The organism is Pontibacter kalidii (assembly GCF_026278245.1).
In the GTDB taxonomy this organism is placed as follows: Bacteria; Bacteroidota; Bacteroidia; order Cytophagales; family Hymenobacteraceae; genus Pontibacter; species Pontibacter kalidii.
On sequence record NZ_CP111079.1, the window covers coordinates 4,522,501 to 4,543,800 of the forward strand.

Annotated in this window: 18 protein-coding genes and 2 rRNA genes (1 of these 20 only partly in view); 9 read left to right on the top strand and 11 right to left on the bottom strand. The window is 52.7% G+C overall.

The annotated features are described in order from the left end of the window. Nucleotides 1-640, top strand: a 23S ribosomal RNA gene (locus OH144_RS18985) (it extends 2,253 nt beyond the left edge of the window). Between the two features lie 104 nt (nt 641-744). Further along, nucleotides 745-856: ribosomal RNA gene (gene rrf / locus OH144_RS18990) — 5S ribosomal RNA — on the top strand. A gap of 155 nt (nt 857-1,011) precedes the next feature. On the opposite strand, the gene aspA is transcribed toward rrf, so the two are convergent. The 6 genes from aspA to OH144_RS19020 form a co-directional block, all read right to left on the bottom strand. After that, nucleotides 1,012-2,421 carry an aspartate ammonia-lyase gene (gene aspA, locus OH144_RS18995; protein ID WP_266203847.1) on the bottom strand — a complete coding sequence of 470 codons (1,410 nt, stop codon included), beginning with the start codon at nt 2,419-2,421 and terminating at the stop codon, nt 1,012-1,014. 28 nt (nt 2,422-2,449) lie between these two features. After that, nucleotides 2,450-3,634: a ribonuclease D gene (locus tag OH144_RS19000; protein WP_266203848.1), complete on the bottom strand. Its 1,185-nt coding sequence runs from the start codon at nt 3,632-3,634 to the stop codon at nt 2,450-2,452. Between the two features lie 136 nt (nt 3,635-3,770). Further along, a complete protein-coding gene (locus tag OH144_RS19005; RefSeq protein WP_266203849.1) occupies nt 3,771-4,013 on the bottom strand; it encodes a hypothetical protein in 243 nt (80 codons plus the stop codon). A gap of 339 nt (nt 4,014-4,352) precedes the next feature. Next, nucleotides 4,353-6,089, bottom strand: a complete 1,737-nt coding sequence (locus OH144_RS19010; RefSeq protein WP_266203850.1) for a M28 family metallopeptidase — start codon at nt 6,087-6,089, stop codon at nt 4,353-4,355. A 206-nt stretch (nt 6,090-6,295) separates the two neighbouring features. Beyond that, entirely contained in the window at nt 6,296-6,514 is a 219-nt protein-coding gene (locus tag OH144_RS21595; protein ID WP_323670678.1) for a hypothetical protein, read from the bottom strand. Between the two features lie 232 nt (nt 6,515-6,746). Continuing rightward, nucleotides 6,747-7,046 carry a WYL domain-containing protein gene (locus OH144_RS19020; RefSeq protein WP_266203851.1) on the bottom strand — a complete coding sequence of 100 codons (300 nt, stop codon included), beginning with the start codon at nt 7,044-7,046 and terminating at the stop codon, nt 6,747-6,749. A gap of 554 nt (nt 7,047-7,600) precedes the next feature. Here OH144_RS19020 and OH144_RS19025 point away from each other — a divergent pair. From OH144_RS19025 to lpdA, 3 genes are all read left to right on the top strand, one after another. Beyond that, complete coding sequence (locus OH144_RS19025; protein WP_266203852.1) at nt 7,601-10,357, top strand: 2-oxoglutarate dehydrogenase E1 component; 2,757 nt, start codon at nt 7,601-7,603, stop codon at nt 10,355-10,357. 114 nt (nt 10,358-10,471) lie between these two features. Further along, the gene (gene odhB, locus OH144_RS19030) at nt 10,472-12,037 is read left to right on the top strand and encodes a 2-oxoglutarate dehydrogenase complex dihydrolipoyllysine-residue succinyltransferase (protein WP_266203853.1); all 1,566 of its coding nucleotides are present in this window, start codon (nt 10,472-10,474) and stop codon (nt 12,035-12,037) included. Nucleotides 12,038-12,232: 195 nt separating this feature from the next. Further along, nucleotides 12,233-13,636: a dihydrolipoyl dehydrogenase gene (gene lpdA, locus OH144_RS19035; protein ID WP_266203854.1), complete on the top strand. Its 1,404-nt coding sequence runs from the start codon at nt 12,233-12,235 to the stop codon at nt 13,634-13,636. 142 nt (nt 13,637-13,778) lie between these two features. On the opposite strand, the gene OH144_RS19040 is transcribed toward lpdA, so the two are convergent. Genes OH144_RS19040 through OH144_RS19055 form a run of 4 tightly spaced genes read right to left on the bottom strand, consistent with a single transcriptional unit; the run spans nt 13,779 to nt 16,689 of the window. Continuing rightward, a complete protein-coding gene (locus OH144_RS19040) occupies nt 13,779-14,483 on the bottom strand; it encodes a DUF4097 family beta strand repeat-containing protein (protein WP_266203855.1) in 705 nt (234 codons plus the stop codon). 14 nt (nt 14,484-14,497) lie between these two features. Next, nucleotides 14,498-15,364: a DUF4097 family beta strand repeat-containing protein gene (locus tag OH144_RS19045; protein ID WP_266203856.1), complete on the bottom strand. Its 867-nt coding sequence runs from the start codon at nt 15,362-15,364 to the stop codon at nt 14,498-14,500. Nucleotides 15,365-15,395: 31 nt separating this feature from the next. Continuing rightward, a complete protein-coding gene (locus tag OH144_RS19050) occupies nt 15,396-16,190 on the bottom strand; it encodes a HEAT repeat domain-containing protein (protein ID WP_266203857.1) in 795 nt (264 codons plus the stop codon). Next, complete coding sequence (locus OH144_RS19055; RefSeq protein ID WP_266203858.1) at nt 16,177-16,689, bottom strand: RNA polymerase sigma factor; 513 nt, start codon at nt 16,687-16,689, stop codon at nt 16,177-16,179. Before OH144_RS19055 ends, OH144_RS19050 begins: the two co-directional genes overlap by 14 nt. A 334-nt stretch (nt 16,690-17,023) precedes the next feature. Between OH144_RS19055 and OH144_RS19060 the strand changes: the two genes are divergently transcribed. Beyond that, nucleotides 17,024-17,815 carry a pentapeptide repeat-containing protein gene (locus OH144_RS19060; RefSeq protein ID WP_266203859.1) on the top strand — a complete coding sequence of 264 codons (792 nt, stop codon included), beginning with the start codon at nt 17,024-17,026 and terminating at the stop codon, nt 17,813-17,815. 56 nt (nt 17,816-17,871) lie between these two features. On the opposite strand, the gene OH144_RS19065 is transcribed toward OH144_RS19060, so the two are convergent. After that, a complete protein-coding gene (locus OH144_RS19065; protein ID WP_266203860.1) occupies nt 17,872-18,432 on the bottom strand; it encodes a hypothetical protein in 561 nt (186 codons plus the stop codon). A 75-nt stretch (nt 18,433-18,507) separates the two neighbouring features. Between OH144_RS19065 and OH144_RS19070 the strand changes: the two genes are divergently transcribed. From OH144_RS19070 to OH144_RS19080, 3 genes are all read left to right on the top strand, one after another. Then, the gene (locus OH144_RS19070; protein WP_266203861.1) at nt 18,508-18,750 is read left to right on the top strand and encodes a PLDc N-terminal domain-containing protein; all 243 of its coding nucleotides are present in this window, start codon (nt 18,508-18,510) and stop codon (nt 18,748-18,750) included. 328 nt (nt 18,751-19,078) lie between these two features. Beyond that, on the top strand, nt 19,079-19,804 hold the full coding sequence (locus OH144_RS19075) for an ABC transporter ATP-binding protein (RefSeq protein ID WP_266203862.1): 726 nt from the start codon (nt 19,079-19,081) through the stop codon (nt 19,802-19,804). Between the two features lie 229 nt (nt 19,805-20,033). Beyond that, a complete protein-coding gene (locus OH144_RS19080; protein ID WP_266203863.1) occupies nt 20,034-21,278 on the top strand; it encodes an ABC transporter permease in 1,245 nt (414 codons plus the stop codon). Nucleotides 21,279-21,300 lie beyond the last annotated feature (22 nt).

The window sequence follows — 21,300 nt, forward strand, 5'->3', positions numbered from 1 at the left end:
ACTGGGGTGGTCGCCTCCAAAACAGTAACGGAGGCTTTCAAAGGTTCCCTCAGCACGCTTGGTAACCGTGCGCAGAGCGCAATAGCACAAGGGAGCTTGACTGTGAGGCCTACAAGCCGAGCAGGGCCGAAAGGCGGATATAGTGATCCGGTGGTTCCGTATGGAAGGGCCATCGCTCAAAGGATAAAAGGTACTCTGGGGATAACAGGCTGATCTCCCCCAAGAGCTCATATCGACGGGGAGGTTTGGCACCTCGATGTCGGCTCGTCACGTCCTGGGGCTGGAGAAGGTCCCAAGGGTTCGGCTGTTCGCCGATTAAAGTGGCACGCGAGCTGGGTTCAGAACGTCGTGAGACAGTTCGGTCCCTATCTGTTGTGGGCGTAGGAGATTTGAGGGGTCCTGACCTTAGTACGAGAGGACCGGGTTGGACGAGCCTCTGGTGGACCTGTTGTGGCGCCAGCCGCAGCGCAGGGTAGCTACGCTCGGACGGGATAAGCGCTGAAAGCATCTAAGTGCGAAACCCGCCCCAAGATGAGATCTCCCTGGAAGGGCCGTCGAAGACGACGACGTTGATAGGCCGCAGGTGTAAAGCTAGAAATAGCAAAGCCGAGCGGTACTAATTGCCCGGGCGCGTTCTACAGGCCCCGGCTTTACCGGCCCGCCGCTCTCACCTTTTTTTTTCATCTCTCCCCCACATATCATGTCTACAAAGCATTGCGCACGCATAACAGCCGTGCCGACGATAATGGTGGCTATGGCCCCGGTGAGCACCTCTTCCCATTCCGAACAGAGCAGTTAAGCCCGGGAGCGCCGATGGTACTGGGTTCACCCCCGGGAGAGTAGGTGGCCGCCAACCCCAACAAAGGGGCAGCAGGAGAAATCCCGCTGCCCCTTTTTTCTTTTTCCTCCCCCCACCCCCCACCTCCAAGGCCGGCGCCGAGCCAAGCCACAGAAAAAGCCCCAACCTTAGCGATCGGGGCTTCTCAAGCGGATCCTGTACTTGCCAACAGGCTAGCTGTTGATAAACCTGGGGTTGATCAGGTTCTCTATAGAGAAAATCTCCTCCCATTTCTCCTGCGTAACTCTTTTACGCTCCACTACAGTGATATCGTGAATAGACTTACCGGTAGCCAACGCCTCTTTTGCGATGGAAGCTGCTTCCTCGTAACCCAGTATAGGGTTTAGTGCTGTAATAATGCCCACACTGTTCATCACCATATTTGCACAGATCTCCTCATTGGCAGTGATTCCATTAACACACTTGTTCGTTAAGGTATAGCAGGCGTTCTCCATATAGGTAAGAGAACTGAACAAACTGTAAGCGATTACCGGCTCCATCACGTTCAGTTGTAGCTGTCCGGCTTCTGCGGCCATCGTTACCGTTATATCGGTACCAATCACGTAGAAGGCGGTCTGGTTCACAACCTCAGGTATAACAGGGTTTACTTTCCCAGGCATGATAGAAGAACCAGGCTGCATCCGCGGCAGGTTAATCTCATTGATGCCGGCTCTTGGGCCAGAGGATAGCAAACGCAGATCATTGCAGATCTTGGATATCTTCACAGCAGATCTTTTCATGACGCCGGAAATCTGTACATAGGCACCTGTGTCGCAGGTGGCTTCGATGAGGTCCTCGGCGAGCACAACAGGTATGCCCGTCAGGTCGCGAATATGGTCCGTCACCAGCTGCGGGTAGCCTTTCGGAGCATTGATGGAAGTACCAATAGCGGTGGCTCCCATGTTTATCTCACAAATCAGCATCTTGGCTTCGTTCAGGCGCTGGATATCCTCCTTTATAGTCGTAGAGAAGCCGTGGAATTCTGCTCCCAGGGTCATTGGCACAGCATCCTGCAGTTGTGTGCGGCCCATCTTCAGCACAGTCTTGAATTCTTCCCCCTTGCGGGCAAAGGATTCCTGCAGCGCCTGCAGGCTCTCAATAAAGCTCTCGATCTTACGGTATAAAGCAAGGCGGAAGGCAGTCGGGTAGGCGTCGTTTGTGGACTGTGAGAAATTTACGTGGTTGTTGGGGTGCACATACTGATACTCCCCTTTCTTGTGGCCTAGTATCTCCAACGCAAGATTTGCCACTACCTCGTTCACATTCATGTTTACAGACGTTCCGGCACCGCCCTGTATCATATCGGTCACAAACTGGTCCAGGTATTCGCCTGCTATAAGCTTATCGCAGGCTTTGCAAATAGCGTCTGCAATCTCCGGCTTTAGCACGCCGCAATCACGGTTGGCCATGGCCGCTGCTTTTTTCACGTACCCGAAAGCCTGGATAAACAGTGGCTCCCTGGAAATAGGGAGGCCGGTGATGTTAAAATTATCTAAAGCACGGGTAGTCTGGATGCCATAGTAGGCGGAGTTGGGGATCTCCATTTCTCCCAGAAAGTCATGCTCTGTTCTGAACTCGCTCATGATGTAGGTGCTAAATGAAAGCTTTGATTTAGTTATCAGGGTCGTTATTTTGTACGGGAGCAGGCAGGGTTATACCAAGCTCCTGAGCCGTAGACATCACGATGGCAGTGGCATATTGTTTGGTGCATCGAAGCTCGCCGGTAAAGCAGTAGTCGTTTATAACGCTTTGGGTAATAATAAGCCGGGCGGCATACTCGCCATACTTCTCCACAATCTGTTTCTGCACCTTTGTTAGCTCCTCCTTGCGTTGCTCTGTTTCCGGCGTACGCAATGGCCGCTGCCAACGGCTTTCAGGGTAATCGTGGCTGATGTTGTTGTCCTTGGCGGCATTCTTAGCGTCGTGCAAAGCATCCTTCAGCAGTTTCTCGTTCCTGGAGCGCTTAAGGCCCCCATGTATGCCGCGTGTATGATTCAGCCATTCGTGAATGTCTGTGTTAGGGTTATTGGCTAACTCTACAAGGGCTTCGTTGGGAATAAGATAAGGAGCAGGCTTATTAAACAACTTTCCCATCTGCTCCCGAAAAGTAAATAAGTCCCTCAGAATGTACTGCTGGTAGTAATTAAGCTTATAGGCGTTGCGCAATTTCAGGTGCGGGTTGGTGGGCTCAGAGTAGGTAAGGGATTCCAGCATTTGGTTTTCCTCCTCCAGCCAGTGCAGGCGGCCCAACTGCTCCACTTCTGTTAGCAGCTTAGCCTTGATGCGGTGCAGGTACATAACATCTATGGCAGCGTACTGTAGTTGCGCCTCCGTGAGCGGGCGCTTATTCCAGTTACTTGACTGCTGGGATTTGTCTATCTCGATGTTAAACTCCTCTTTCAGCACCGTCGCCAGCGATGAGCGCTCATAGTTGAGGATCTTGGCGGCTACATCCGTATCCATCACGCTTTTGATACGGCAACCCATCTTACTAAGCAGGAGGATATCGTTATTGGAGTGGTGGATGATCTTGGTGATCGCGGGATTAGCGAACAGCTCGAAGAGTGGCTGCAGGTCGGGTATGGCAAAGGGGTCTATAATGTAGCAGACGCCACTCTCGTCGGCAATCTGTACCAGGCAAAGGTTAAAGCCGTAAGTAAAGCGGTTCTGGTCAAACTCCAGATCCAGGGCGAGCTCTTTGCTCTGGTTCAGAAGCACGATTACCTCCTGCAACTGCTCCTGCCGCTCCACTAGTTTTATCGTTACGCCATCATGTATCAGCGTTGTATTTTCCATTCCTAAATATAAAAAGGTTTTAAGGCATATGCTGCTTTCCGGAGGCTTCTTTTTAAGTACGGCTGTACTTTAAAAAGACACAAAAAAAGTCCCTGCCTTAGTGGGCAGGGACTTTCTCTATAGAAGTTTGTGTCTGTTACTGTACAGGAGGCTGCTCTTCCTGGATCTCGTCAGCAACACCATCATTCACGGTAGTATCTTCTACCACAACAGTAGTGTCCTCATCTAAATCCATGTCAGCTTCCATATCCAAATCTGTTTCTACCTCATCAGTAGTTTCCATAGTATCTGACTCAGTAGCTGTATTATTATCGGTGCCACAAGCCGTGAAAGCGAAAGCTGCAAAAGCGGCAAAGGCGAATTTCCAAATCTTTTTCATAATCTTATATAAATTGATTTTGTACTTATTTATACGGCAGTCTCCACAAAGTAACCCTTCGTATAGTATTAAGGGAGCTCTTTTAGAGTGAACATACTCAATTTGGGAGTAAGCAGCCGGAATTTCAAAGTAAAGCGATTAAGCACAGGAATAGCAGAAATAGAGTAATTTTAACTATTCTAACTTGAAATTTGGTTTCATCAACTTGCCTATCCCTTAAATAAGGGAAGTGCATCCGTGGGGAAACACCTGAAGGATGGCATCACTTTCGTTCGTAAGCTCAAATAAAAACGGCCTGTTACTGTAAGCAACAGGCCGTTAAATGTTATACTTTAAACTTTACATGGAAGGGGAGGCACGGGATAAAGTCTCCTCACGCTTGGCCCTGAACTCGGTGCCCTCTTTCCATTCCGGGAACTTCTCTGTGTTGGCCACTCGGTAACCAACGCGCAGAAACAACTGCAGGTCTTCTACAGCGCCTTCCAGGTTCCAGTCGTCGCGCACCTCGTCCGAAAGCTTATGATAGTCGTTGGCGGTATAGCGTTCTTTCCACTGTTTCACATAGTCGGCTGGCTGGTTGCGGGCTATCACACCTGAGCTGGCGTAAAGCGCCGGCACGCCCTGCTTGGCAAACTCAAAGTGGTCGGAGCGATAGAAGGAGCCGTTCTCCGGTGTGGCCTCCGGTACTATGCGGCGGTTCTGCGATTTCGCCTCCTGCGCCAGCACGTCCTCCAGCGTAGAGTTGCCGAAGCCAACCACCACTACGTCCTCGGTAGGGCCATAGGCGTTCAGCACGTCCATGTTGATGACGGCCACGGTTTTCTCGAGTGGGTAAAGCGGGCTGCTGGCATAGTACTTAGAGCCCAGCAGGCCTTTCTCCTCAGCCGTAACTGCCAGAAAAAGTATGGAGCGCTTCGGTTTTGTTTCCATTTGGCTAAAGCCCTTTGCCAGCTCTAGCAGGCCTGCCGTACCGGTGGCGTTATCCAGGGCGCCGTTGTAGATCTGGTCGCCCTGCAGGCTCGGGTCCTTGCCCAAATGGTCCCAATGCGCTGTGTAAATGACGTACTCATCCTTCAGTTCCTCATCAGATCCTTCCAGCTTGGCGATCACGTTCTGCGACTGTACCTCGCGCAGCTCGTTTTCGATGTTGAAGCTGGCCGTGGCCTTGAGTGGAACAGGTTTGAAGTCTTTCTTCTTCGCAGCCTCTTTCAACTCATCAAAGCTACGGCCGAGGGCAGTGAACAGCTCGCGTGCCTTCGGCTCAGTGATCCAGGCCTCTACCTCGGCGCGATTCATGTTCTTATCCGGGGTAATGATCTCGAATCCTTCGCGGCTGTGGCTGCCGGAGATCACCTCGTAAGGGTAACCAGCCGGGCCGGTTTCGTGAATGATGATGGCAGCGGCAGCGCCCTTCTCGGCGGCAACCTCATACTTGTAGGTCCAGCGGCCATAGTAGGTCATGGCTTTGCCACCGAACATGGTGCTATCCAACTGCTCCGGGTTCTGAGGGTCCGGCACCGGCGGGTCGCTAACCAGCATCACGATCGTTTTGCCTTTCACGTCCACGCCTTTGTAGTCGTCCCAGCCATACTCAGGCGCTACCACGCCGTAGCCCACAAACACCAGGTCGGAGTTGTTCACTTCAACACCCTCAACATAGCGGCGGGTAAGGGCAACGTAATCGTCTGGAAAACTGAGCGGTATGTTTTTGCCGTTGGCGGTTAAGGTAGCCTTAGGCGTTGGCGTGTAGCCGAACATCGGTACCTTTTGCACGAAGCTGCCATCCGGGTTGCCCGGCTGCAGGCCCAGCTGCTTAAAGTGGCGGGTGAGGTAGGCTACCGTGGAATCTTCCCCTACAGAGCCGGGGGCACGGCCCTCAAATTCATCGGAGGCAAGGGTGGTAATGTGAGCCAGCAGGCTATCGGCCGTAATGCTTTGCAGGGCAGGCTGCAGGTTGGTGCTGTCAGCAGCAGCAGAGAAGGCCTCTCTTTCGGCCTCACTTACCTGCCGGGAGCTTTCGTTGCAGCCTAGGGCCAGCAGCCCGAGCAGGCCCAGCAGCGGAATGTGTTTCTTCATAGGGTCTAGTATCGCTTAGTGTCTCCTCAAGATAACGAAAAATCCCTACTTTATATGTATTGTGCCTCCTAAGCTGCTACCTGCAGCTTTCAGGCACGCCGCTGTGCAGTTCGCTGATAAGGGCGACGATGCTTTCCCGGCCATACGCCAGCTGGCATTCCCATATCACCAGGCGCTGCTAACTAGCCGGTACATGCGCTTATACTTTACGTCGTGCGCCATATTGGCCTTGAACTTATGTTACCAGAAGGCGGAGTTGGTTTTAGGAAGGGCAGGCAGTAGGGGCAGCGGTGCCAGAAGCAGCCATGTACAAACAGGGCCAGGCGGCGCGAGGAATAGCAAATGTCAGGTTTGCCGGGGGCCTTGGGCCAGTGCACGCGGTAACCGCGCAGGCCTGCCTGCCACAGCGTCCTGTGCAGCTTCAGCTCGGGCTGCGTGTGCCCCGCATGTAGCGGCTTACCTTTTCCTGTGCCGTTAGCGGGGGCTGCGGTTTTTTATACTTTCTCTTCTTTGGCAATGCTGTGTTACACCTGTCGCGCAGGTACAACACAAACCAGCAAAGTACAGTTTATACTTGCCGGTGATTTACGATGCCCGGTTGCAGGCGTTCTTCATAACTTGGAGAGGCGTACGCGAGGTAAAACTTAAAGTCTGTTATCAGATGCGGTAGTAAATCCGGGACATGGTACTATCGTAGGGGTCGTAGCCGGGCCGCTTCTTGCTGAACCGTTCGTCTGTGAGCCTGGTGTTTTGCATACGGCTTAGCAGGAAGCACTGCCATCCCTGCCGCTGCTGCCCGGCCTTGCCGGTGCGCCAGGCGAGCAGGCAGGTCTCGTGCTGCTTGTTCTGCCCCAGCAGGTGCGGCTCCACCACATGGCTTTCGTTCTCATACTCGAAGCTTACCAGGAGCCTGGCCCCAATTGCCTTCGAAAGTTCTTCCAGCAGATAGCTATACATAGTTTCCTATTGTTTAGGATCAATAATGTCTGCATTGCTGCTTCCAGACAGCCTTACGCCTCCAGTTCATAAAGCTGAACTACCTTCCCTTTTATAAAGGTGATACTATGTTTGCTGTTATAACAGGAAATAACACAGGCAAAGGTAACTATAATTATACATATTTATTATTGTTTTATAGGTGTAATAGTGTAGGGCCTTCATATCTTGAGGCCAGAGGTGTGCAGTAAACCGCTCTCAGGTAACATAACAGTTGTGCCCATAGCTGCCCCTCGGTGGCAAAGTACCGCCAGGTAGTAGCCCCGGGTGATGCTGACAGGAGGCTTGATCTGCCTACGCTATAGTATAAAATCCTCTCGCTGCTGTATCTTTCAAACATTCTTCCCATTTTAGGGTTTAGATGCATGAAATGGCAACCGATAAAGAGGATATAGGGTATGTTAATAGGTCTTTTATGCTTGATTATAAGCTAAATTTGCTTATGCGAATATGTGTAATTTGAATTTTCAATAATACCTCTAACTTTGCCACTATCACATGCAGTAGTTTATACTATGGATAAATATACATACATCGCCAATGCGCATGGCGATTACATCGATGGGCTGTACAAAGCCTATCAGCAAGACCCGGAATCGGTAGACGCTGGGTGGCGTAAATTCTTCGAAGGATTCGAGTTTGCCACAACCTACGGCGAAAATGGCCACGAGGCCGCCGAAGGCGCAGTAGCTGCTCCTGCCAAAGGTGCCGTTGTGGCCGGCGAGTCTGAGAAAGAGGTTGCCGTGCGCAACCTGATTCATGCCTATCGCACACGCGGCCACCTGCGCTCCAAAACCAACCCGGTGCGTGAGCGCAAAGACCGTAAGGCAAGGCTGGACCTTTCTGATTTTGGTTTAACAGACGCTGACCTCGACACGGTGTTTATGGTGGGGGAGATCATCGGTATCGGCCCGGCTACGCTGCGCGACATCGAGGCGGCCCTGAAAAAGATCTACGCCGGACCCATCGGCTTTGAGTACATGTACATCCGCGACCCGGAGGTGCTGGAGTGGTTTAAGCAGAAAGTAGAGAAGGACTCCCTGAGCTTTAACCCGGCCATCGAGTATAAAAAGCGCATCCTTTCCAAGCTGAACGAGGCGGTGGTGTTTGAGAACTTCCTGCACACGAAGTTTCTGGGCCAGAAGCGTTTCTCGCTAGAAGGAGGCGAGACAACCATCCCTGCCCTGGATGCCGCTATCGACAAGGCTTCTGAGCTCGGTGTGGAGGAAGTGGTGATAGGCATGGCGCACCGTGGCCGCCTGAACGTGCTGGCCAACATCATGGGCAAAACCTATGAGCAGATCTTCTCTGAGTTCGAAGGCACAGCCGTTCCGGACCTGACCATGGGTGACGGTGACGTGAAATACCACATGGGCTTCTCCTCCGAGGTGGTAACGCCATCAGGCAAAAAAGTTAACCTGAAACTGGCTCCGAACCCATCGCACCTGGAGGCGGTGAACCCGGTAGTGGAAGGCTTTGTGCGTGCCAAGATAGACTGCATGTATAGCAAGGACCCGGACAAGGTATTGCCTATATTGATACACGGGGATGCGGCCTTAGCTGGCCAGGGCATTGTGTACGAGGTGACACAAATGGCTAACCTGGAGGGCTACAACACCGGCGGCACCATCCACTTCGTGATCAACAACCAGGTTGGTTTCACCACTGACTTTGAAGATGCCCGCTCCTCCATCTACTCTACGGATGTTGCCAAGATCATCGATGCGCCGGTACTGCACGTAAACGGCGATGACCCGGAAGCCGTGGTATTTGCCATGCGTATGGCCATGGAATACCGCCAGAAGGTGAACAATGATATCTTTATTGACATGGTGTGCTACCGCCGCCATGGCCACAACGAGTCGGACGAGCCGAAGTTTACGCAGCCACAGCTGTACAACCTCATCTCGAAGCACCCGAACCCGCGCGAGGTATACAACAAAACGCTTATCAGCCGTGGCGAGGTGGATGCGGACCTGGCGAAAAGTATGGACAAGGAGTTCCGCAGCCTGTTGCAGGACCGCTTGGACATGGTGAAGCAAAAGCCGCTGCCCTACAACTACCAGGTGCTGGAGAAGGAGTGGCAGGAGCTGCGCCGTTCCAAGCCGGAGGATTTCGAGAAGTCGCCGGAGACGGGCGTATCCGCGGAAGTGGTGGAGGCCGTCGGCAAAGCGCTTACTACCTTGCCGCAAGGCTTTAAACCCCTGAAGCAGATCGAGAAGCTGATCAAAGAGCGCAAGGAGATGTTCTTTGAGACTAGGCAACTCAACTGGGCGGCCGGTGAGTTGCTGGCCTATGGCTCTGTGCTGATGGACAACAGGGTGGTTCGTTTCTCTGGCCAGGATGTGCAGCGAGGCACGTTCTCGCACCGCCACGCCGTGTTGCACGACGCCGTTTCGAGCGCACCGTACAACAGCCTGAACCATATCGTGGAGAAGCAAGGCTCTTTCGAGATCTATAACTCTCTGCTGTCGGAGTATGGCGTGCTTGGCTTTGAGTTCGGCTACGCCATGGCTAACCCGAACGCGCTCGTGATCTGGGAGGCCCAGTTCGGCGACTTCGCCAACGGCGCCCAGGTCATGATCGACCAGTTCATCTCTTCCACGGAGTCTAAGTGGCAGCGTATGAACGGGCTGGTGATGCTGTTGCCGCACGGTTACGAAGGCCAGGGGCCAGAGCACTCCAACGCACGCCCGGAGCGTTTCCTGCAATTGGCTGCCGAGAACAATATCTTCGTCACCTTTATCACCACACCAGCCAACCTGTTCCACTTTATGCGTCGCCAGCTGGCCCTGCCGTTCCGCAAGCCGGCCGTCAACATGTCGCCTAAGTCATTGCTGCGCCACCCGGCAGTCGTTTCTCCGATAGAGGACTTCACCTCAGGTGGTTTCAGAGAAGTGATTGGGGATACGTATGCATCGGCTAAATCGGTGAAGAAAGTGTTGCTGTGCTCTGGTAAAGTATACTTTGACTTGCTGGAAGAGCAGCAGAAGAGCAACCGCAAGGACGTAGCCATCATCCGTATGGAGCAGCTGGCACCGTTCCCGAAAGTGCAGCTGGAGGCCGAGCTTAAGAAGTATAAAAACGCGAAAGTATACTGGGTACAGGAAGAGCCGGAGAACATGGGCGCCTGGATGTACATCCTGCGCATCATGCGTAACGGCGTAGAGGACGTAGTGGCCCGTAAAGCCAGCGCATCGCCGGCCACCGGTTACCTGAAAGTGCACGCCAAAGAGCAGCAGGAGTTAATCGAACGCGCTTTCGCTATCTAAAAATTAATTAGTAATGATGAATGAGTAATGGTTTCAGGAAAGACTTCATGATTCATTCGTCATTAATCATTACTAATTCGTAATTCAAAATTTGTAATTCATAATTGACAAAATATGAGCTTAGAAGTTAAAGTGCCTGCCGTAGGTGAGTCGATCACTGAGGTAACCATAGCCCAGTGGCTTAAGAAAGACGGTGACCGCGTGGAGATGGATGAGGTGATTGCGGAGCTGGAATCTGACAAAGCCACATTCGAACTGCCAGCCGAAGCCGCAGGCATTTTACGCATTGTAGCGCAGGAGGGCGACACCATTGAGGTTGGTGCCGTTATCTGCCGAATCGAGCAGGACGGTGCTGCGGCATCGGCTCCATCTGCGCCAGCCGCCGAGAAAGCTGCTGCGCCAGCTGTACAGGAGTCTGCTCCTGCTGCTGCCGGTGGTGCCGGCGAGGCCGTAGAAATGAAAGTGCCCACCGTAGGCGAGTCGATCACAGAAGTAACCATTGCCAGCTGGCTGAAGAAAGATGGTGACCAGGTAGAGATGGACGAAGTAATTGCAGAACTGGAGTCTGACAAAGCTACGTTTGAGCTGCCAGCCGAGGCGGCAGGTACGCTGGAGATCGTAGCACAGCAAGGTGACACCGTAGAGATAGGTGGGCTGCTCTGCAGAATCGTGCCAGGCGCCGGAGCCGTTAAGGCAAACGCGCAGGCGGCAGCCAAGCAGGAAGAGGCTACGCAGCAGGTTGCCGCGAAGGCCGCTACTGCCTCCGGCGCACAAACCTATGCTTCTGGCACGCCGTCTCCCGCTGCCGGCAAAATTCTGGCTGAGAAAGGTATAAACGCGGCTGACGTGCAAGGCTCTGGCCGTGATGGCCGCATCACAAAGGAAGATGCGCAGAACGCACAGAAGGCTGCCGCTAAGCCAGCCGCTGCCGCTGCTCCTAAGCAGGAGGCTGCCGCTGAGGCACCAGCAGCTGCCGGCGACAGAAACCAGCGCCGCGAGAAAATGAGCTCGCTGCGCAAAACAGTGGCCCGCCGCCTGGTAACGGTGAAGAACGAAACGGCTATGCTGACTACCTTCAATGAGGTGGACATGAAGCCGATCATGGACATCCGCGCTAAGTATAAAGATAAGTTCAAGGAGAAGCACGATGTGGGCCTGGGCTTTATGTCGTTCTTCACGAAGGCCTGTACGGTAGCCCTGCAGGAGTGGCCAGCGGTAAATGCCCAGATCGATGGCAACGATATGATCTTTAATGATTTCGTGGACGTATCGATCGCCGTTTCCTCGCCGAAAGGCCTGGTGGTGCCGGTTATCCGCAACGCGGAAAGCCTGACACTGGATGGCATCGAGAAAGAGGTTATCCGTCTGGCAAAGAAGGCGCGCGATGGCAAGCTTTCTATCGAGGAGATGACAGGCGGTACCTTTACCATCACCAACGGTGGTGTGTTCGGCTCCATGATGTCTACCCCGATCATCAACGCGCCGCAGTCGGCCATACTAGGTATGCACAACATCGTGCAGCGCCCGGTAGCCGTGAACGGACAAGTGGAGATCCGCCCGATGATGTACCTGGCACTTTCTTACGACCACCGCATCATTGATGGCCGTGAGTCTGTAAGCTTCCTGGTACGCGTGAAGGAACTGCTCGAAGATCCGATGAGACTGCTGTTAGGCGTATAATTTATGGAAATAAGGAAGGAGGGGTAAGCGCAAAAGTTTGCTCCTCCTTTTTATTAAACCCACCCCTAACCCCTCCGAGGAGGGGAATTGGGTACTGCAGAAAAATCCCCTCTCGGGAGGGGTAGGGGTGGGTTTTAAAATGCAGAGAAATCAACTAAAAACGAGAGCATAACTCTCCCCAAAGTATAAGACACAATGAAATACGATGTAACTGTAATCGGTTCTGGTCCTGGTGGGTATGTGGCAGCGATCCGTTGCGCACAGCTGGGCCTGAAAACGGCTATTATAGAGAAGTATAACGTGCTGGGCGGCACTTGCCTGAATGTAGGTTGTATCCCTTCCAAAGCGCTTCTGGATTCATCAGAGCACTTCCACAATGCGGCGCATACCTTTACCACGCACGGCATCGAGCTGGAGAACCTGCAGGTGAACATCCAGCAAATGATCAAGCGCAAGGCAGAAGTGGTGAAGTCGAACAACGACGGTATCGCCTTCCTGATGAAGAAGAACAAGATCGATACCTACTATGGCCTGGGCTCTTTCGTGAACAAGAACACCCTTAAGGTAGCCGGTATCGATGGCAATGAACAACAGATCGAGACAGATAAAACCATTATCGCAACTGGTTCTAAGCCGGCAGCCTTGCCATTCCTGCCAATCGATAAGAAGCGCATTATCACCTCGACAGAAGCTCTAACACTGACGGAGGTTCCTAAAAACCTGATCGTGATCGGTGGCGGTGTGATCGGTCTGGAGCTGGGGTCGGTATATGCCCGCCTGGGGTCAAAAGTGCAGGTGGTGGAGTACGTGGATGCCATCATCCCGACCATGGACCGCGCCTTGGGGAAAGAGCTGCAGCGTGTGCTCAAGAAAACGCTCGGCTTTGAGTTCTTCTTTAACCACAAAGTAACCGGCGCTACCAACGAGGGCGAGACCGTGAAAGTAACGGCTGAGAACGCGAAAGGCGAAACCGTAACGTTCGAAGGCGATTACGTGCTGGTATCGGTGGGACGTAAGCCATATACCGAAGGCTTAGGCTTAGAAAACGCGGGTGTGCAGCTAGGCGAGCGCGGTATGATTGCCGTGAACGACCACCTGGAGACAAACGTGCCGGGCATCTACGCCATTGGCGACGTGGTGCGTGGTGCGATGCTGGCGCACAAAGCCGAGGAAGAAGGCGTGCTGGTAGCAGAGCAGATCGTGGGCCAGAAGCCGCACATCAACTACAACCTGATACCTGGGGTAGTGTATACCTGGCCGGAAGTGGCAGGCGTAGGCTTCACTGAGGAGCAGCTGAAGGAGCAGGGCCGTGCTTATAAGTTGGGTTCGTTCCCGTTCAAGGCATCTGGCCGCGCCAAAGCGTCTATGGACACCGATGGTTTCGTGAAGGTACTTTCTGACAAGAATACCGATGAGATTCTGGGCGTGCACATGATCGGCCCACGTGCTGCCGACATGATCGCAGAGGCCGTGGTAGCGATGGAGTTCCGTGCGTCGGCAGAGGATGTTGCCCGCATGAGCCACGCGCACCCCACCTATACCGAGGCTCTGAAAGAGGCTTGCCTGGCAGCTACCGAGAACCGCGCGCTGCACATCTAAGCAAAGTATAGTAAGTATAAAGTAGAAAAGCGCCACTCTGCAAAGGGTGGCGCTTTTTGTTTTCAGGCAGCCTCTGGCAGTATATAAGAAGCCTGCAGGTAGTCAGGCCCTCAGTTCAGGCCTTGCGTACGCTGCGGAGCCTCTATTCCTGTTTCCTTAAGTAAATGTCGTTGCTGATGCTCTCCAGGCTGATCAGGGAGCCGCCACCATTCAGGCTGCCTTTCAACTCATAGCCAACTATGGGGGCATCTTCTTTGCTGTTCATAAAATCAATGCCTAGATCAGAGTAAACCTCACCGGTGACGGTCTCCAGAGAGACCGTCGCCCCCTTTTTTTCAGACCAGCTCATATCCACAAAGCCGCTGATGGATTTGGCCTGTACGGGGCCGGTCAGCCCTCGTAGTTCTATGTCTCCATTGATGGTTTCCACAGTTAAGTCGGCATCTCGGGGTACAAAAATTTCATAGTTAATGTTTGTGCAGGTTACAGCGTGCTTGCCATTTATCTGCATGGTGCTGCTGTTGTAATTCCCGGGGCAGTCCTCTGCCTTGCCCTGCTTCATCAGCTCTTCATCCAGATCCACCTCTACTCGCGCACTTTCGTTGTCAGACTTGAAGTTAAGCAGCAGCGCATCGTTCAGCTTGCCGTTGTTTATTTCATAGGTCACTTTGATGGAGGCTTCTTTTTTATCCCATGCCGTTATTTTGATTTCATCGCCAAACTTAAGGTGCAGGTTAACCTTTTTATTGGCGGGTACAGGTAGCACTTTTTCTACTGTTTTGGTTTGGGCCTGTAAGCTTGTGGTAAATGCAAACCACAGTAAGCTTAAGATGAATATCTTTTTCATAGTTAGTGGTTAAGTTATTTGCTCTTGCGGATAAACATGTCGCCGCTGACGGTATATAAGCTCATTTCTACCCCACCGCCGTTGGTGGTACCTTCTATGGTGTCGCCGCCTGCTACTCTGGATAGGCCGCCTTTGCTGTCGCTTGCTATTTTTATATCAAAGTCAGAGTAAATTTCCCCCTGGATTGATTTAAGTTTGAAGTTTGTCTTGGTGTTGGCAGGTAAAGAAATGTCGATCGTGCCGGCCACCGAGGAGATGGCGCTTGGTTTGGTTTGGTTGAGGCTGGCGAACCTGATCTTCAGGTCGCTGCTGGTTGTATTGGCTACAACCGGCCCCGTAATGTTGGTCAGAGTGGCGTTGCCATTGTTCAGCTTTAACTCGATCTCGCCGCTTACGTCGGACAAGGTAAAGTCGCCGCCGGTCCAGTTCGTCTCTTCATACACTACAGCCACGTTCTTCGGAACCCTTATCGTGTAATCCCCATCCTGGCGTGAGGCTTTGCTGATACGCAGCGTGTTGTTCTCTTTGGTAACCGACAGGCCGAGGCCCGTGTTGTCTTCCGCCTTGTTGTACAGGGGCTTCAATCCCTTGGCACGCACTGGAGGAGCCTCATAACCTTTGGCTTCAATAACAACCTCATCCGCATTGTGCCCCACTACCTGTACCTGGCTGTTATACATGGTAATAACAACGCGGTTGTCCTTGCTGTTGCCGAGCTTTACCCGGTGCGTCAGTGGCTTGTTTTGTGCGGCCGGTGCAGCTTCCTGAGCAGCCTCAGCCATCAGGTGGCCACTTCTGTTTTCCGGGTTGTTAATAGGCGCGCCTAAGGTTTTGGTGGCGAGCATCAGGCATACCGATGCCAGGAACATTAACTTTTTCATGTTCTATTTTATACTAATGTTAAAACTGATTTTATAACAGGATGCCGATCCCTTCTTCGGCTTTGTTTTTCACGATTGGTAAGAGGTTCTCTTTCTGAGTTAGTATCTGAAGCTGCTCTACCGCCTTCTGCTCCTTTAGCTCCACCAGCATATCAATAAGCGTGAGCTGCATGAGCGGGTCCGTCTGTGTTGGCAGCGACCTGATCAAAGCAGTACGCACCTGTTCGTTTTCCTTAAACCTGTACAATGCCTGGCTGGCGGCGAGGCGCACATTCACATTGGGATCGCTGTTCATGGTGCTAATGAGCAGGCGAATCACCTCATCGTCTTCGGACACTGTGCTGAGGTCCTGGCTCACCACACGGATGCGGTCGCTAGCCGAATAGCCTGCCGCCCCACCGGCTGCCAGCACGCTCTTCATCTCTTGTACTTCCTGCCGCAGGGCAACTATCTCGGAAGATTGCTGCGGAGCCGTGGAAGAGCGTTCCATAAACCGCCCCCCGGCCCAGAAGGCGGTTGCTAAAAGTATAATGCTTGCTGCCACGCGCCAGTAAGCGGCGGCTTGCGGTACAGGGAAAAACAGCTGCTTTCCCTGCTGTGGCGTCTTTTCTTCTATTTTCTCAAAGAGCCAGTCGTCTGCCAGAAACTTATCCAGCTGCGCTTCCTGCTGCTGTGCATAGTACCGGAACTGCGCAGCGTGCGGCTGCAGGTGTTGGGGCAGTTGTAGCTCCTGCTGAAAGAAACTCTGCAGTTGCTTTTCTTCCGCCACGGTAGTTTGGCCCTCGTAATACTTTTGCAGCAGCGCTTCTATGTTATCCCACTTCATAATTCTCCAGTTTTAGAAAACCGTCGCGTACACTTTTGCGGGCCCTCGAAAGATGCACCCGAATGTTGTTGACTGTTAAACCCGTTATCTGTTCTATCTCTTCAAAAGAGCAGCCTTCCACATCACGCAGATGCAGGATGAGCTTCTGCTGCTCGGGTAGTGCGGCCAGCAGGCTCTGTACTTTGCTCATGCTGTCGGCCAGTTCAGAGTGTTGGTAAGGCGTGGCCTCTCCCGAGTGCAGCTCCAGGCCTGTTACATCTACTGTGCGCTTTCTCCAGCTTGCTTTCATCTTGTCCAGGCACAGGTTCTTGGTAATAGTCATGGCAAAGGCCTCTATGCTGGTGTAAGCGTGCAGTTTGTGTTTGCCGGACCAGAGTTTCAGGAACACATCCTGCAGTATATCTTCCGCTTCTTCTTTATCACGAAGCATAAAGACAGCCAGCCGATACAGCTTTTGCTTAGCAGGAAGCACCTTGCTTTTAAACTCTTGTAAGTCCATTCAATAACAGAGACGACCGGGGGTGGAAAACATTACAGCAGTTTATACTATTTTTCTGAAATTATGTAGAAGTGCCTTTAAGAGACGTGGGTGTAAGTATAGTTGCCCCCTGGGTGTTTATGCGTTAGAGTAGCGCCTGCCGTCCCCATGCCCTTGGAGCGTGCTGCGTGCGGGGCACCAGTACCAGCAGCACGCTCCAAGGGCCTATGCTTGAGCTGTGGAGGGGAAAAGAAGTATATTTTATATATTTATTGTAGCTCAGGCAACCTCCTTTATACTTTCTGCATCTTTACTACCAGACACCACTTGCAAAGTATAACCTTAACCATACACGATGATGAGAAAAGTATCTTTACTACTCGTACTATTCATGTTGCCGCTCTTAAGCTGGGCGCAAGCCAAAGTAAACGCCTCCGAGATTCTGGCCAGGATAAACCGTGGCGAGGCCGTAAACTACAAAAATGCCGAGATTGTAGGCGACCTGGATATGACGAAGCTGCAGAACATGAAGCTGGTGAAGGGCGGCGACAGCAAGTATAACACCGCTGAATATCTAAGCACGGTAACAGCGCCGCTCACATTTATCAACTGTACTTTTACGGGCGATGTGCTGGGCTACTATAACCCCGACAACGAGGTGAACCTGAAGAAATCGAAGAACGAGGTATACAACACGAATTTTGAGAAGGATGTGCTCTTCGAGAACTGCGACTTCAAGCAAAAAGCAGCTTTCAAGTATAGCAAGTTTGAGGGCAAGGCCTCGTTTGTAAGCAGCCGCTTTGCCGAGGAGGCAAACTTTAAGTATGCCGATTTCGAGCAGAGCGTGAACTTCAGTAATGTGCGCTTCGGCGGAGAGGCCAATTTTAAGTATGTGGAGTTTCCGGAGCGGGCCAGCTTCGCCGGCGCCACGTACAAGGGAGAGGCCAACTACAAATATGCTAAGTTTGAGCGCGGCGCCAACTTCGAGCGGGCGCTGTTCGACGGCACTGCCAATTTCAAGTATACCAAAGTATCCAACACCTTCAACATAAAAGGCGCGAGCTTCCGCGGAGGCAACGACTTTAAGTACACCGAGCTTAACAACAGGAAAATAACGCTGGCCTCTCTGCAGAGCATGAATCAGTAACGCTATAGTACTTGTGCGGTCAGCGCCACCTCCTCTAAAGGGGTGGCGCTGCTGTTTTATACCTTTCCTACCACCAGCACCAGCACCTTCCCCAAGCCTTCCCCGGAAGTATAAACCGGCACCGGCGGCAGCTCCAGCCACTCATGTCGCACCTTGTTGAGCAGCCCCAGGTTTATAGCTTGCTTATACTTCATACTTGCAATGGCTGCGGCCAGGGCGGTTTTGAGGTGGTTTGCCTTTATGCGCAATGTATGCAGCGAATAGCGACCGGGGTGCAGGTGCGCGTGCCAGCCCGCATGCACCCCCCAGCGCAGCGTCCAGGCAGAGCCGTCGGAGAGGGTGCAGAGGCGGTAGCCCTGAGGGGCAAGAAACTGGCGGTATGCTTCGGGCGTCAGCAAGTCGTGCCGTTGCAAGTATAAAATCACCTCTTCCGAGATCTGCAGCGGCGAGAGCGGGCCGATGTACAAATCCAGTTGCGAACCCCCGATCTTGCGGAACGCTTTCCTTAGTTCCTGTTCCGGCAGCGCTATACTCTCCCTGGCAAATGCCTGGATATAGCCCAGGTGATGCTTGAGTGGGTGAAACAAGATAGGCTGGGGCAGTGGTTGCATCATCATACTTGTAGCTGCCTAAGAGGTTTAGGTTGTTGTACTTACGCAGCCTGATACTTTGATATCATACTTTAGATTTCTATGTTCCATAAACTAAATCAGGAACGCTATGGGGATTTTTTATTTATAGGCGGATTGGGACTCATGGAGTTACTCATACTTCTGATCCCGCTCGTGATATGGGGCTATGTTGTTATTGAGATCGTGACAGGGACATTCAAAGACAGCATCGACAAGATGGTATGGCTGCTGGTGGTGTTGCTGGTTCCGTTCATTGGCGTAATCCTGTATTACCTGATAGGCAGGAGAAAGTTGGCACGCTAAACCGGTATTACATAAAGCATGCGCCCTTCAGGAGTAACCTGAAGGGTTTTTTATTTTATTTTTAAGGCGCAGGCAACCAGGCTTCTACCTGCTGCATCTATATCTTACCAAGCCGCTACAGCGGCGGCGCTTTACCTGCTTTATACTTATCACCCTTACCCGCTTACTAAATTGCTGCTGCTGTTTAACCGTGTTGGTAGACATGGATGTATGGTAAGTCGATAGAATAGCGTTATAAGTATAAATTTAGAAAGAAAATATGTAAAGGGTCGGTACCTTGTATAGCATACTACCGTAAAATTAAAGATTACCGCTAACTGCTTCGCCTATGATACAGCTCCAGGATATCCACAAGTACTACGCCGTCGGGCAGAACAAGCTGCATGTGCTCAAGGGTATCGATATGCATGTTCAGGAAGGGGAGTTTGTGTCGATCATGGGCTCCTCCGGGTCCGGCAAGTCCACCCTGCTCAACATCCTGGGCATTCTCGACGATTTTGACCAGGGCAGCTATACGCTGGCGGGCACACCGATCCGGAACCTGAGCGCTGCCAAGGCGGCTTATTACCGCAACCGCTTCCTGGGCTTCGTGTTCCAGTCGTTTAACCTGCTTTCTTTTAAGAACGCGGTGGAGAACGTGGCGCTGCCGCTCTACTACCAGAAGGTGGGCCGCCGGGAGCGCAACAAGCTGGCACTGCAGTACCTGGAGATGGTGGGCCTGAAGGAGTGGGCCGAGCACTCGCCCAACGAGCTATCGGGCGGACAGCGGCAACGGGTGGCTATTGCGCGGGCGCTTATCTCACAGCCCAAGCTCATACTTGCCGACGAGCCCACCGGCGCCCTCGACACCCAGACCTCCTATGAGGTGATGGACATCTTTAAAGAGGTGAACCGCAAAGGCATGACGGTGGTGATCGTGACGCACGAGAACGACATTGCCGCTCAAACGCAGCGGGTGATCCGACTGAAGGACGGCCTGATCGTGAACGACGACCACGGTCTGCTGGAAACCGCTGCTGTGGAGAATGGAATTTTGAATGAGCGAGTTAAGTAATTTTGAATGAGCGAATGAGCGAATGAGTGAATTTATACTTTGTGTGCCATGGTCTCCGCCTTAAGAGAGTCCAGGAAGTATAAAAAGCCCCAACAATCAACAATTAACAATCACCCATTAACGATTCAGTCATTTAACAACAAAACATTCGCTCATCCACTCAGTCACTCATTCAAAATTAGATTCCATTCACTCATCCGCTCATTCACTCATTCAAACTTAAACAGACATGTTCGACATAGATAAATGGCAGGAGATACTGGGCACGATGCGCAAAAACAAGCTGCGCACCTTCCTTACGGCCTTTGGCGTGTTCTGGGGCATCTTTATGCTGGTGCTGCTGCTGGGCGTGGGCAAGGGGCTGGAGAAGGGCGTGGTGAACCGCTTTGGCGATGGAGCCAAGAACAGCATTTTCGTGTGGAGCGGCAAAACCGCGGTGGCGCACAAAGGCATGAAGCCTGGGCGCGAGATCAAATTCACCAACCAGGACCTGAGCGCCATTGAACGAGAGTTAACGGAGCTGAACCTGATGGCGCCGCGCAACCGCATCTGGGGTGAATACACGATCAACTACAAAGACCAGAACGGCTCTTACCAGGTGTTTGGCGCCGCGCCGGACTTTATGGAGATAAACGGAGAGCGTGCTTACCGCGGCCGTATCCTCAACGAGCTCGATGAGCGCGAGAAGCGCAAGGTGATCGTGCTGGGAGAGCAGGTGGCGCAGGTGCTGTTTAAGGAGCAGAACCCCATTGGCGAGTACGTGAACATCCGGGGCATCCACTTTAAGGTGGTGGGCACCTTTAAGGTGCGCGGCAACAACAGCGGCCGTCGCGAGGAGCGCGCCTACATCCCGTTCTCCACGCTGCAAACAGCCTTTAACCAACCCAACCAGGTGCAGCTGATGCTGCTGACGGCCCAGGACGGCGTGCCAGCCAAGGAAATGGAGGATAAACTGCGCTCCCTGCTGGCCCAGCGCCACAAGTTCGCCGAGACCGACGACATGGCCATCGGGGTGGAGAATACCGAGGCAGAGTACCTGAAGGTGCAGGGCTTGTTCAACGGCATCCGCGTCTTCGTTTGGATAGTAGGCATTGGCACCCTGATCGCCGGCATTGTGGGCGTTAGCAACATCATGCTGATCATCGTGAAGGAGCGTACCCGCGAGATTGGGGTGCGCAAGGCGCTGGGGGCCACACCGCTGTCCATCGTGAGCCTGATCCTGCAAGAGTCGGTGGTGATCACAGCTTTCTCGGGATACCTAGGGTTGCTGTTCGGTACGGCTATACTTGCGATCATAGAGCATCTGCTGGTATCGTCGGGGGCGGAGCTGCCGTTTTTCGCCAGCCCGGAGGTGGACCTGCGGGTGGCGCTGTCGGCCACAGTGGTGCTGGTGGTATCAGGAGCCATGGCAGGCCTGATGCCAGCGCTAAAAGCAGCGAATATCAAACCCATCGAGGCGCTCAGGGCGGATTAGGAATTTTGAATGAGTGATTGAG